The organism is Paenibacillus sp. FSL K6-1330, from assembly GCF_037976825.1.
GTDB lineage: Bacteria > Bacillota > Bacilli > Paenibacillales > Paenibacillaceae > Paenibacillus_AQ.
The window spans coordinates 2,379,739-2,392,942 of sequence record NZ_CP150269.1 but is presented as its reverse complement, the minus strand read 5'-3'; the positions used below and the strand labels follow the sequence as shown (position 1 = coordinate 2,392,942).

Annotated in this window: 11 protein-coding genes; 1 reads left to right on the top strand and 10 read right to left on the bottom strand. The window is 50.7% G+C overall.

What is annotated here, in order from left to right:
* Positions 1–15: 15 nt before the first annotated feature.
* From NYE54_RS10720 to lspA, 8 genes are all read right to left on the bottom strand, one after another.
* On the bottom strand, positions 16–1,317 hold the full coding sequence (locus NYE54_RS10720; protein ID WP_339271958.1) for a dihydroorotase: 1,302 nt from the start codon (positions 1,315–1,317) through the stop codon (positions 16–18).
* 121 nt (positions 1,318–1,438) lie between these two features.
* A complete protein-coding gene (locus NYE54_RS10715; RefSeq protein ID WP_179090579.1) occupies positions 1,439–2,350 on the bottom strand; it encodes an aspartate carbamoyltransferase catalytic subunit in 912 nt (303 codons plus the stop codon).
* Positions 2,350–2,910 (bottom strand): bifunctional pyr operon transcriptional regulator/uracil phosphoribosyltransferase PyrR, encoded by a 561-nt coding sequence (pyrR, locus tag NYE54_RS10710; RefSeq protein WP_339271957.1) that lies wholly within the window; start codon positions 2,908–2,910, stop codon positions 2,350–2,352. Before pyrR ends, NYE54_RS10715 begins: the two co-directional genes overlap by 1 nt.
* Positions 2,911–3,228: 318 nt before the next feature.
* Positions 3,229–4,482, bottom strand: coding sequence for an LL-diaminopimelate aminotransferase (locus NYE54_RS10705; RefSeq protein ID WP_076320655.1), 1,254 nt, complete (start codon positions 4,480–4,482; stop codon positions 3,229–3,231).
* A 116-nt stretch (positions 4,483–4,598) separates the two neighbouring features.
* Positions 4,599–6,563, bottom strand: coding sequence for an ABC-F family ATP-binding cassette domain-containing protein (locus tag NYE54_RS10700; protein WP_339271956.1), 1,965 nt, complete (start codon positions 6,561–6,563; stop codon positions 4,599–4,601).
* A gap of 142 nt (positions 6,564–6,705) precedes the next feature.
* A complete protein-coding gene (locus tag NYE54_RS10695) occupies positions 6,706–6,861 on the bottom strand; it encodes a hypothetical protein (RefSeq protein WP_179090564.1) in 156 nt (51 codons plus the stop codon).
* A 155-nt stretch (positions 6,862–7,016) separates the two neighbouring features.
* Positions 7,017–7,988 (bottom strand): RluA family pseudouridine synthase, encoded by a 972-nt coding sequence (locus NYE54_RS10690; protein WP_339271955.1) that lies wholly within the window; start codon positions 7,986–7,988, stop codon positions 7,017–7,019.
* Positions 7,988–8,488 (bottom strand): signal peptidase II, encoded by a 501-nt coding sequence (lspA, locus tag NYE54_RS10685; RefSeq protein WP_076320652.1) that lies wholly within the window; start codon positions 8,486–8,488, stop codon positions 7,988–7,990. The genes NYE54_RS10690 and lspA overlap by 1 nt, the downstream gene beginning before the upstream one ends.
* Positions 8,489–8,697: 209 nt before the next feature.
* Between lspA and NYE54_RS10680 the strand changes: the two genes are divergently transcribed.
* Positions 8,698–9,438, top strand: coding sequence for a TraR/DksA C4-type zinc finger protein (locus NYE54_RS10680; RefSeq protein WP_339271954.1), 741 nt, complete (start codon positions 8,698–8,700; stop codon positions 9,436–9,438).
* A gap of 62 nt (positions 9,439–9,500) precedes the next feature.
* Here NYE54_RS10680 and NYE54_RS10675 read toward each other — a convergent pair whose 3' ends face one another.
* The gene (locus tag NYE54_RS10675) at positions 9,501–9,848 is read right to left on the bottom strand and encodes a DUF5665 domain-containing protein (RefSeq protein ID WP_076320650.1); all 348 of its coding nucleotides are present in this window, start codon (positions 9,846–9,848) and stop codon (positions 9,501–9,503) included.
* A 243-nt stretch (positions 9,849–10,091) separates the two neighbouring features.
* Positions 10,092–13,181 (bottom strand): isoleucine--tRNA ligase, encoded by a 3,090-nt coding sequence (gene ileS, locus NYE54_RS10670; protein WP_339271953.1) that lies wholly within the window; start codon positions 13,179–13,181, stop codon positions 10,092–10,094.
* Positions 13,182–13,204: the final 23 nt, after the last annotated feature.

The following is a 13,204-nucleotide window of genomic DNA, read 5'->3' as shown; positions in this document are numbered from 1 at the left end:
TTGCCTAAGTGTTACTTAAAATCCGTGCTGCTCCGACCATTTCACTTCGCCGTCCACCCAAGTCATCACAGGCCAGCCTTTCAGCTTCCAGCCTGTAAATGGAGTGTTGCGGCCTTTCGTTGCGAACTCTTCCGGATTCACTTCTTTCTCTGCTTCGAGGTCAATCATGGTCAGATCTGCTGCTTTACCAGCTTCCAGCACACCCGTTGCAAGACCAAATACTCTTGCCGGGTCGCTGGTCATCCGCTTCACCAGCAAGCCAAGATCCCATTTGCCTGTAGCGACAAATTGGGTATAGAGCAGCGGGAATGCTGTTTCGAATCCTACAATACCGAATGGTGCAAGCTCCATGCCTTTCGCCTTCTCTTCCGGGCTGTGCGGCGCGTGGTCCGTTACGATCATATCGAGCGTTCCATCCAGCAGACCTTCTATACAAGCCTCCACATCACGCGGGGTGCGCAGCGGCGGATTCATTTTCCAGTTGGCGTCCAGACCGGGAATATCTTCGTCAGAGAGAACCAGATGGTGCGGGCATACTTCGGCCGTTACCGAGATGCCTATTGCTTTAGCTTGGCGGATCAAGCGTACGGACTGCTCTGTGCTCACATGGCATACGTGGTAATGTACGCCGGTGGCTTCGGTGAGCAGAATGTCCCGTCCGACATGGATCGCTTCCGACTCATTGGGTATACCTTTCAGGCCGTGCTTCTGAGCGAACTTTCCTTCCGTCACGCAAGCCCCTTTTACCAGCGAGTCATCCTCACAATGAGCAATGACCGGCATGCCCAGCGCCTTCGCTTTGTTCATGGCATCTTTCATCATCTGTGCGTTCTGCACACCAACGCCGTCATCCGTAAACCCGATCGCACCCGCTGCCTTCAAGGCCTCAAAATCCGTCAGTTCGCGGCCCAGCTCGTTTTTGGTAATGGCTGCGTAAGGCAGCACCTTGGCCAGACCCGCTTCGCTAGCCTTATCCAGCACAACCTTCACCGTTTCCGGCGAATCGGTCACTGGTCTTGTGTTCGGCATGCAGGCAATGGTTGTAAAGCCGCCTTTCACTGCCGAGCGGCTGCCGCTCTCGATCGTTTCCTTGTGCTCATAACCCGGCTCTCTCAAGTGCACATGCATATCGATGAATCCCGGTGTGACCAGTTTGCCCTCGGCATCGATTAGTTGAACGTTATCGTCCATTTCCGGCAAAGCTGCGATATCACTTGCAACCGACTGAATCAATCCGTCTGCAATGACGATATGTTTATCTTCGAGCTGTCCTCGTTCATTGATCACTTTGGCATTCTTTATCACTTGCATTTGCATCTTGATTCCCTCCGCAGCAGAAGCACCATTCGCTTCTTTGTATATTGTATAATAAAAATTCACTTTTGTGTATAAATATTAGCGTATATTCATTCTATACACCGTATATCACGTTTTCCAATCAGCCCATCGCCCGTTCCATAACCGCCATGCGAATGGGCACTCCGTTCGCCATCTGCTTGAATATCATCGATTTAGGACTTTCCACGACCGCATCGTCGATTTCAACATTGCGGTTCACCGGTGCCGGGTGCATAATCATCGTGTGCTCTGACAGCTTGGCCGCCCGTTCTTCCGTCAAACCATACTGCTGCCGGTATTCCGCGCTGGATTTGAATGCACCTTCGCTATGGCGTTCCAGCTGAACCCTCAGCATCATCACCACATCTGCCTTTAGTGCCTTCTCCATTGATACATAGGGCGCATACTGAGCCAGCTCTGGAGCCTGCATCGTTTCCGGTGCGCAGAATTGCACATGGGCTCCGAACTTCTGCAGTGCCCACAGGTCCGAACGCGCAACCCGGCTATGCTTGATGTCTCCGATAATGGATACCGTCAATCCTTTAAGCTCTCCGAAGCTTTTCTTCATCGTATACAGATCGAGCAGCGCCTGGGTAGGATGCTCGTTGTTGCCATCACCCGCATTGACTAGCGGGATCGAGATCCGCTCCCCAAGCTCCTGAAGCACTCCGGAGGGTTTCAGCCGGATGACGCCGGCATCGATTCCCATGGATTCCAGTGTTCTTACGGTATCGTAGATGGACTCGCCCTTCTCGACGCTGGAGGCTGCCGCTGCAAAGTTCATGACCTCGGCGCCGAGTCTTTTCTCAGCCATTTCAAACGAAAATCTCGTTCTGGTGCTGTTCTCGAAGAACATATTAACCGCAAATTTCGATTTAAGTACCGGCACCACTTTCTCGGACTGTGCTTCCCAATATGACGCCCGACTCAGGATCGATCCAATCTCGTCTCTGCTAATATCCTTCAAACCTAAGAGGCTACGTTCTTTCAATGAAATGGCTGTTGTCATGATTATCGTTCCTCTCTTTGGCTAATGGTCACTTCGTCCTTGCCGTCGAATTCGGTTAATGCAACCGTAATCTCCTCATGTTTGGAGGTAGGAACGTTCTTACCGATATAATCCGGCCGGATGGGCAGTTCGCGATGTCCGCGATCTGCCAGAACCGCCAGCTGTATCATTCTAGGCCGCCCGCAGTCCATCAGGGCATCCATCGCAGCCCGAATCGTCCGTCCCGTGTACAGCACGTCATCGAATAAAATGACTTTCTTGTCATGAATATTCAGGTGTTCCAGACTGCGCTTGGCTCCTTCTACCCGTTCTGCAGTGGCTTCTTTACTTTCACGGTCATCGCGGTAGGAAGTCACGTCGATCTCTCCCCATGGAATCGGCGTACCTTCAATCTCACTCATTCGCTCAGCGATTCGTTGAGCCAGGAACACGCCGCGTGTGCGAATGCCGACCAGGACACAGTCCTCAATCCCTTTATTCTTTTCCAATATTTCATGGGCAATTCTCGTTAGTGCGCGGCGGATGGCCGTCTCGTCCATAATCACATGCTGTTCGTTGCTCATCCTTAAATCCTCCTTCTAAACGTTTGATTAGCCCTCTTTAGTTCAGACGATCCGTGAGTTCATTACACACAAAAAAACTCCTTGCCCGGCTGGACAAGGAGTTGATCTCATAGAGATAGTGTCGAAAGCGCAGCATCTATCCGCAGACAGAGCCATGCCTCCTGTTAATGAACCTCGGTTCACGTTACCTTGCCAGCCTCACGGGACTGATTTAAAGGTGCTATTCGATTGATCCCATTATGACAGACCCTACAGGAGATGTCAACAGCAATCATGTCGAGTAATGTCGTGTGCCAAGCGGAGTTTATATGGTGTTCATTAGAATTCAAATTCTACATCGCTAAGTCTTCTGCGAATTTCGGAAATGACGCGTTTCTCTTCTTCCTCGCCATCAGCAATAAAGGTTACGGAGAAGCGTACGAAGTGTCCCGCATCATCCCATGGTACGGTCGAGATCAATTTCTCGCGAATCAGATATTGTGAGAAATCTTCGCCGGATTCAAAACGGCGTCCGCCTTTAACGCCTTTTGGAGCCTCAACGTAGAGGAAGAAGGAACCCTTCGGCTTCTCGGCCGTAAAACCAAGTCCGTTCAACACGTCTACCAGCATGTTGTGGCGACGGGAATACTTCTCAGCAATCTTCTCCGTAATTTGCGGATTGTCCAGACCGTATGCGGCAGCTTTTTGAATGGCTATGAATTGTCCGGAATCGTTGTTGTCCTTCACATCACCAAAGGCCTTAACTACTAGCGGGTTACCGGAGATGAAACCAATGCGCCATCCTGTCATGTTATAAGATTTGGACAGGGAGTGAAGCTCTACCCCAACATCTTTCGCGCCGGGGACGGAGAGAAAGCTGAGCGGCTTTAAGCCATCGTAAGTGAGCGCTGCATAAGGAGCGTCATGGACAACAACAACGCCATACTTGCGGGCCCACTCGACAACCTCGGTGAAAAACTCGGCCGTTGCGCTGGCACCCGTCGGGTTGTTCGGATAGTTCAGGTAGAGCAGTTTGGCACGGCGTGCAATGTCCTCAGGGATCGAGTTGAGATCCGGCAGAAATCCATTCTCTTTTTTCAGCTCCACATTGTAAACTTCGCCGCCCAAGTACTTGGTATGCGTGCCGAGTACAGGATATCCGGGAACCGTCATGATGGTGATGTCCCCAGGATTAATGAAGCAGGACGGCAGCATGGCCAGTGCCGGCTTGGAACCGATGGAGTGCAGAACTTCTGTAGCGGCATCAATGCCTTCAACACCAAATACATTCTTCAAGTAGCGAACAGCCGCTTCCTTGAACTCCGGAATTCCGTTATCCGCATAACCGCGGTTTTCCCGCTTTGCCGCTTCTTCTGCCAGCTTCGCCACGATGCCTGCATCCGCCATCTCATCCGGCTCGCCAACTCCCATATCGATCAGCTCCGTGCCAGGGTGTTCCTGCTTCGCAGCAGCCTTCGCTCTTTTGATCTTCTCGAATTTATAAATGGCTGTATCTTTGCCATAATTAGCACCGCCGATCCGGTTGGCGAAGCTCTGTTGAATGTACGTTTCCTGATATTTATCCATACTCATGATTTGTATTCATCTCCTACTCATGCTTTCATACTCATCCTAAATATGCAGGAAAATCACAACTGGAGCCATGCATTATATATCAAATGATTTGTACTTTTTCGGCTGGGCGGAGCTTAAGTCAGCTCCAGCCATTCCGCAAGGAGCTCGTCACGACTCGCGGATAGCAACTCCCGCTCGTTCCAGCGCTGCTCGAGCAGCGACAGATCCGTATCCTCGTGTAAATCATCGCCTTCCGTCTCGAGCCAGTCGTCAAGCTGCCGGATGCGGAACTCTATACGAGCAATTTCCTCCTCCAACCATTTGGACCTTACGGCGGAAGAGCGATCCGCGTTTACGCGTTTGGAAAGCGGAGCAGGGCTATCCTTCGCTTGGGGCTGCTGCGCCACCTTCTGTTTGGTAATACCTTCACTCCCCGCTGATAGCTCCCTTCCTATCAATGCCGCTTCAAGCTGTTCTTTCTTAGCTCGGAAATCATCATAATTCCCATGATAGACAGTCAGCTTCCCTTGATTCAAATCCCACACTTTGCGAGACACTTGATTCACGAAATAACGGTCATGGGAAATGGCAAGAATGGTCCCCGCATAATCCTGCAGTGCGTCCTCCAATGCTTCACGGGAGGCAATATCCAGATGGTTCGTGGGTTCATCCAGAAGCAGCAGGTTCGGCTTCTGATGGATTAGCAGCGCGAGTCTCAATCGTGTCCATTCCCCTCCGGACAACTGCCCCACCGATCTGAACACGGCCGCACCATAGAACAGATACCTTGCCAGTATTCCTCGAGCTTCTCCCTCTTCTACTCCAGCCTTCTCCCGGAAATATTGAAGCACCGTTTCCTTCGGATTGTCCGGTTCCTCCTGCTGAGCGAGGTAGCCTACATCGACACGCGAACCCCATTCAAGCGAACCGGAATCAGGCGTAAGCTCGCGCAACAGCACTTTGAATAGCGTTGTTTTCCCGCTACCGTTCGAGCCCATCAGTGCAATTTTCTCGCCAAATTCGATTAGACCGGATGCTCCCCTCAGCACCGCCTGATTCCCATAAGAAACCTCAACTTGCTCAAAGTATGCCACGCGGCGACCGGAACGATCCTGAGGATTCAGTTCAAAATCAGCCTGTCTTCGTTCCAGCACGGGTCTCTTTACCCGCTCCATCCGCTCCAGCGCCCGTCTCATGGAAGCCGCGCGCTTGAAAAACTTCTCATTGCCGCCAATCCGGCCGAACTCTTCAAGCTGCTTGATGGATTCCTTCATCTTCTTGATTACTTTCTGCTGCTCCTGATATTCGGCAAACTGCTGCAACAAACGCTCTTCCTTATCTTTCATGAACGCGGTGTAGCCACCATGGGCTGTAAAAGCTTCGCCATCTTCAAGCTCAATCGTTTTGGACACGACCCGATCCAGAAAATATCGGTCGTGAGAGATTATGACGCAGGTTCCCGGATATTCGCGTAAGAATTCCTCCAGCCATTCCGTACGTGCCAAATCCAGATGGTTGGTCGGTTCATCAAGCAAGAGCAAATCCGGCTGTACGATCAGCTGCGATGCCAGCGCGACACGGGTTTGTTCTCCACCGGACAACGAGCCAAAGGCCAGTCCGTACTCGCTCTTGGGTATTTGCAGCCCGGAAGCGATTTTGTCGATGCTCGCTTCCAGCTCATAACCACCCTCTGTTTCAAACCGCTCCTGAAGCGCTGAGTATTTCCGCAGCACTCGATCGAGCAGTTCCGGATTTCCAGCGGTGTCCGGGTCACTCATTTTCTCCTCAAGCTCCGTCATTTCCGCTCGGTAATCCTTCAAGTGACTCAACCCCTGTGACAATACATCCAGCACCGTCCAGGTATCCATATGGCTCGGAATCTGCTCTAAATATCCGATTTTTGCCCCCTTCTTTATAGCCAGCTGCCCTTCGTTTGGCTGATCCAAACCGGCAAGCAGGCGCATCAGCGTCGACTTCCCGCTGCCGTTCCTTCCAATAAGCGCAACCTTCTCGCCTTCCTGTATTTCAAACGATATCTGGTCCAGTACCAGATGAGCACCGTGGTATTGCGTCATTTTCTGTACATTGATTATATTCATTCTAGGTTTCCTCCTGTATGCTGCGAACATTCAACCTGTTCGAAGAGCGTATAGATTAGGGAGAAGACCCGGACTGCAAACGCAAAAAGGGCCCACAGAGCAAGCTCCGCGGACCCTTCAAGAATTGTAAGCCTAGATAGGCTTAATCCGTGCAGGCAGGCAGGTGACTTCTCGCGATGGTACAAACCGTATTGGTAAAATTGGACAGACCTCTCCCGTTGTAGAGAAATGCATGAACAATGCCAGCCATAGCTAAAGGCAGCTGGCTAATACGGTTGTTAACCATCTCGATATTCATCCTGCTCACCTCCTTCATCAAAAGTTATCGTCACTATAACATATCCCGGGATGGAATGGCAAGAAAAATAGCCCCACAAAGTGGAGCCTATGCTTCGATACTTACTCCAAATACTTTGCGGTGACCCCAAAACATATAAATGCAAAAAGGAACCGCTAGCGGCCCCTTAGAATCGTCAAAAGTTCTTCCATATCATTCGGCATCGGCGCCGAATACTCCATATACTCACCACTCGAAGGATGGACAAAACCCAAAACGGCTGCGTGAAGGGCTTGGCCGTCCAATTTTATGCCCTTGCTCTTGCCGTATACGGGATCGCCCACGAGAGGATGGCCGATATACTTCATATGCACGCGGATTTGATGCGTACGCCCAGTCTCCAGCTTCAGCTCAAGAAGAGTGTAATCGCCGAAGCGTTCTATGACGGTAAAATGGGTTACCGCATGCTTGCTGTTCCGGTCCGTGACCGTATACAATTTACGATCATGTGCATCCCGCCCGATTGGCGCGTCAACGGTCCCTTGATCATGACTCATATTGCCATGAACCAAAGCCAGATAACGACGGTTCACGCTGTGATCCTTCAACTGAGCCGCAAGAGAAGCATGAGCTTTATCATTCTTCGCTGCCATAATAAGACCCGTTGTATCTTTATCAATCCGATGCACGATGCCAGGCCGGAGTTCACCGTTAATGCCTGACAAATCCTTGCAGTGAAACATTAATGCGTTCACAAGAGTGCCCGAGGAATGACCAGGAGCCGGATGAACAACCATCCCTCTTGGCTTGTTCACAACAATGACGTCTGCATCTTCAAACGCGATCTCTAGCGGGATGTCCTCCGGAATAATCTCTACTGCCGATGGGTCAGGAACCTTCAGCAGGATGCGGTCACCCTGACTCACTTTGTAATTAGACTTAACCGGACCTTCATTAACGATGACATGTCCATCGGTAATCCATAACTGCACCTGGGAGCGTGAAACATTCTCACCGAGGTTCTCTGTTATGTATTTATCTATACGGGTTTTGGCGGATTCTGCATCCACCGTCCACTCATAGGTTTCGGATTCGTGCCCTGTTTCGCCTGTCCATTCCGTATCTGTATCCATACCGTCTTGCAACATTATTCATTCCCTTCTGTGCCAGAAACTTCACTTGTTGTCTGTATCTTCTCGCGTCTTCCTTCCAGAAGCGTATCCAATATGATCAATCCCACACCGATGACAATACAAGAATCGGCAATATTAAAAATCGGGAATGTGTAGCTGCCAAAATTAAATTGCAGGAAATCGACAACCTCTCCCATCACCAACCGATCGATGAAGTTCCCAATTGCCCCGCCAAGTACAAGCGCAAGAGCCGTAGGCAGCAGCTTACGTCCTTCTTTCGATACCTTCCGCAGGTACCAGACAATCCCGCCCACAACGATTAGCGTCACCACTATGAAGAACCATAATTGATCCTGCAGTATGCCAAACGCGGCTCCCCGGTTTCGGCTCGAGGTAATCAGGAAGAAGTCTCCGATCACAGGGATCTGTTCATAAAGCTCCAGCTTCGAGGCAATCAAGTACTTGGTTCCCTGATCGATAAGAAATAAAACAAATGCAATCAAATAATACACCACTTGTTTATGTCACTCCGTTCTTGTCTTCTCCAATCTCGCGATCACTTCGCTGATCGGTCAGTAACTCGTCTTATTGTAGCACAGCGGCTCAGAAACCGTCCATTCCTGTCCAGTGGCGAGAACATTTTCCGTCAGTAAAACCATCTCAATGGGTGCACTCTATACATATGAACCAGAAGGTCAACTTCGGACCATGAAAGGAGCCTGACATGTCGCATCTAACTCAGGAGCAACTCAATAATTTACAACAAAAGCTGATGGATCGAAAGGTTGAGCTTGAACGGCGCATGGTATATAACGACCAACATGGGCTGGGGGAATCGGAGCGAGATATGACCGGCGAGCTGTCCCATATTGATAATCACCCTGGGGACTTGGCAAGCGAGATGTTTGAAAGAGGAAAAGACCTCGCCCTTCAGGATAGGGTGGATCAGGAGCTGCAGCGAGTTATTTTTTCGCTTGAAGCGATTCATCACGGCCGTTACGGTGTGTGCCTTACCTGCGGCCAGCCGATTCCGTACGAGCGGTTGGAGGTTCTCCCGGATACGCAATATTGTATAAAAGACACGCCTCGTCAACGAGTCTCCCGTGATCGTCCGGTTGAGGAGGAAGTCCTTGCTCCCGCTTTTGGAAAATCCAGTATGGATGAGCACGAGTATGCTGCGTTTGACGGCGAGGACGCCTGGCAGATCGTTGAAAGCTGGGGTAGCTCCAATTCCCCTGCTCTGGCGGAAGGCAACGAAATTGACAGCTATAACGAGATGGATATCGAGAATGGCGATGATCAAGGCGGATTTGTTGAAGTGTATGAAAATTTCGTTGCAACCAATATCGATGGCTCCGAAGTGTTTATTGTTCGAAGTCCGCAATATATCGATTACCTAAACCGGGGCGAAGGAAGTTACCTGCTGGATCCCCATGCCGACCCTGATGATGAATCTTTAAGTTAAATAAGTCTTTACGACCGGCAGCATAAAATTGGATGCAGTGCTGCCGGGCATTACATACAAACTCACGTTAGTTCAAGCTGACGCTGAACGATCCGAACAATATCCGCAATGTAGTCGCCGATAATTGGCAAGTTCAACGCGCCAAGCGCCTGCAGGACGTATATAATGGTCGCCGCAAAAAAGGTAAAGCCAATCGCGATTCCCACACCCCGGGCCGACCCGGCCAGCAGATTGGTCCATATCAATTTCCATGGGCGGTTCAGCAGCTGGGTGTATTCAGCGATTCGGGCCTTCTCCAGCTGCTCTGCAATGTCCGTGGTCATGCGGTGTATGGCGCTCAATTGGTCCTGCTCATCCTCCAACGGCTTTTTTTGTTCAGTTGACACCCCAGCATCCGGCTTCTCCGCCATGTCCACCGCCCCTTTGCCTAAACTAATCGACATCAAATAAATGAGATCAAGAGCAGCTCCATCACCATGTGTGGTCGCAGCCTGTTTATCATTACTTTTGATTTCGCTGATTATTATGCATCAATTGGAAGAATCCCATTCGTTCGTGAGAATCACCTTGTCGAAAACCGATACTTTTTTGAACACGAAAAAAACACTGCCCCTTGTAGATAAGGGCAGTGTTGTATATAACCAATTTATTACTTATGCGATTTGGATGCCAATGGTTTTGCCACCAAGCTCAACCCGCTCCATGCCTTCGCTTTGTCCGAATTGCAATTCGTTAACCAGGACATTCTCGCGCAGCACATCTTCAAATGCAGTGATCGCAACTGTAAGCTCATCATCTGTATCCAGGGTCAGATTGACCCGCTTCTCGATCGGAAGGTCCAGCTTCTTCCGCGTATCCTGTACGGCACGCACGACTTCGCGAACCCAGCCTTCTTGCTCCAGCTCTGGCGTGATGTCTGTATTGAGCGCCACGGTTAAACCATAACCTGAAGCAGATGCGAAACCTTCCTTCGCCTTCTTCTCCACCAGCAGCTCTTCGGACGTGATCTGTAATTCTTCACCTTCCGGCGAAGTAACGTTCACGCCGCCCGTTTGCACCACCTTGCGGGTCTCGTCACTGCTCATGCCTTTCAGGAACCCTTGCAGGAAACCGATATTTTTACCGTATTTCTTGCCTGCGACCTTCAGGTTCATTTTGAGTGTAAAATCGACGAAACCACTATCGCTGGTCTCCACCTCAATCATTTTGACATTAATCTCATCCTTGATGATGTCTTGATAACCGGAAAGATCGAACTCACGATCCATCGACACAATCAGCTCAGACAGCGGCTGACGCGTTTTGATCCCTGTCTCGTTGCGGACGTTGCGCGCGAGCTCTACAATCTGTCTTGCCGTCTCCATGTCCTGCTCAAGCGCCTTGTCGATCAATGCTTCGTCGGCTTGCGGGAAGTCGGCCAGATGCACGCTTTCTCCTCCACCCAAATTCACGAAAATGTCTTCAGACAGCATCGGCGTGAATGGAGCCATCAGCTTGGAGAGGGTCAGCAGCACATGGGTAAGCGTTCCATAAGCCGCCAGCTTATCTTCTCCGAGTCCGCTGCCCCAGAAACGGTCACGCGAACGGCGGATATACCAGTTGCTCAGCTCATCCACATAAGCTTCGATTGCTTTTGCCGCATTCAGGAAATCATTCACAGCCAATCCCTTGTCAACCACTTGAATTAAGCTGTTCAGGCGGGACAGAATCCAGCGGTCCAGCTTATGGTCCGATCCCTTGAACTCATGCTTCTTCGGATCATAGCCGTCAATACCGGCATACAGCGTCAGGAATGCATGAGTATTGACCAGCGTATCCACAACCTTGGATTTGGCTTCGCCAACAATTCCCTTCGAGAAGCGTTTGCTGTTCCATGGCGCACTGTCAGCCAGCAGCGCCCAACGGAACGCATCCGTGCCGTACTCTTCGATGATTTCCCAAGGATCGATGACGTTGCCTTTGGATTTGGACATCTTCTGTCCGTTCTCATCAAGAATATGACCTGTGGCCATAACCGCTTTATATGGCGCCTTACCCGTGAAGAGCGTCGATACGGCGAGCAAGCTGTAGAACCAGCCGCGCGTCTGGTCAATCCCTTCGCAGATCATATCGGCAGGATACTGCTGTTCGAATTTCTCCTTGTCCTCGAACGGATAATGGTATTGCGCATACGGCATCGATCCGCTGTCAAACCATACGTCGATAACTTCCGAGGTCCGCTCCATCACGCCGCCTTCACAGTGAGGGCATTTCACTTTCACATCATCCACATAAGGTTTATGCAGCTCCAGATCCTCCGCTACCTCACCTACCGCGTTGGCGCGAAGCTCCGCAATGCTGTGCGGCGAGAATTGTCCTTCACAAGAATCGCAGACCCATACATTGAGCGGCGTTCCCCAATAACGGTTTCGACTGATGTTCCAATCGACCAGATCTTCAAGGAATTTGCCGAAGCGGCCGTCGCGCACATGGCCCGGATACCAGGTTACCTCATTGTTGTTCGCGATTAGTTGATCCTTAACCGCTGTCGTTTCGATAAACCAGCTCTCCATTGCATAATAGAGCAGAGGGGACTTACAGCGCCAGCAGAATGGATAGCTGTGCTCGTATTTCTCCTTGCTGTACAGCAGTCCTTTTTCAGACAATGCCTTCACAATGTCCAGATCGCAATCCTTGACAAAGCGTCCGGCAAAATCCGTCACTTCATCGGTGTAACGGCCTTGGCCGTTCACGACACTCACGAAGCTGATGCCATTCTCGCGGCACACGCGATAGTCATCTTCACCGTGTGCAGGCGCCATGTGTACAATCCCCGTACCGCTTGCATCGGTAACAAAGGATGCGCCGACGATGAGATTTACTTTCTCCGCTTGTACATACGGGAACGGAGGATCGTAAGTCTTGCCGACCAGTTCAGAACCTTTCAGCGTCGATAGAACGGTAAAGTCGCCCTTCATGACATCCTCTACCAGATTCTTAGCCACGATATAGATGCCATCCTCCTGCTCGACGCGGGCATAATCCATATCCGGATTAACGGCCAGTGCTACGTGGGACGGAAGCGTCCAAGGCGTCGTCGTCCATGCCAGTACATACTCTCCGCTGTCATGCAGCTTAAATTTCGCCGTTGCACTAAGGTCTTTAACATCCTCATAACCCTGTGCCACTTCGTGGGAGCTGAGCGTGGTCTGACAGCAAGGGCAGTATGGGCTTACGCGGTGACCACGATACAGAAGGCCTTTATCATGAATCGTCGCCAAAATGTTCCATACGCTCTCGATATAGTTGTTCTCGAGCGTGATGTACGGATGATCCAGATCGGTCCAATAAGCGATCGCTTCAGTCAGCTCGCGCCATTTATGCTCATATTCAAATACGCTGGATTTACACTTTTTGATAAAAGCTTCAACGCCATAATTCTCGATCTCCTGCTTGCCGGAAATGCCAAGCTGCTTCTCTACGCCAAGCTCCACCGGAAGTCCGTGCGTATCCCAGCCCGCTTTCCGAACGACATGGAAGCCTTTCATCGTCTGATAACGGCCCACAAAATCCTTGATAACCCGGCCGAGCACATGACCGATATGGGGCGCGCCGTTTGCGGTTGGGGGACCTTCGTAGAATACATAGTTCGGCTTGCCGGCCCGCAGCTCGATTGATTTCTTGAACGTATTCTCCTCGTTCCATTTGTTCAAGATGCGCAGTTCTCTTGCCCGCGCCTTCTCCTTGACATCTACTTTGTTCATGCAGATCTTCCTTTCGCCCTTTT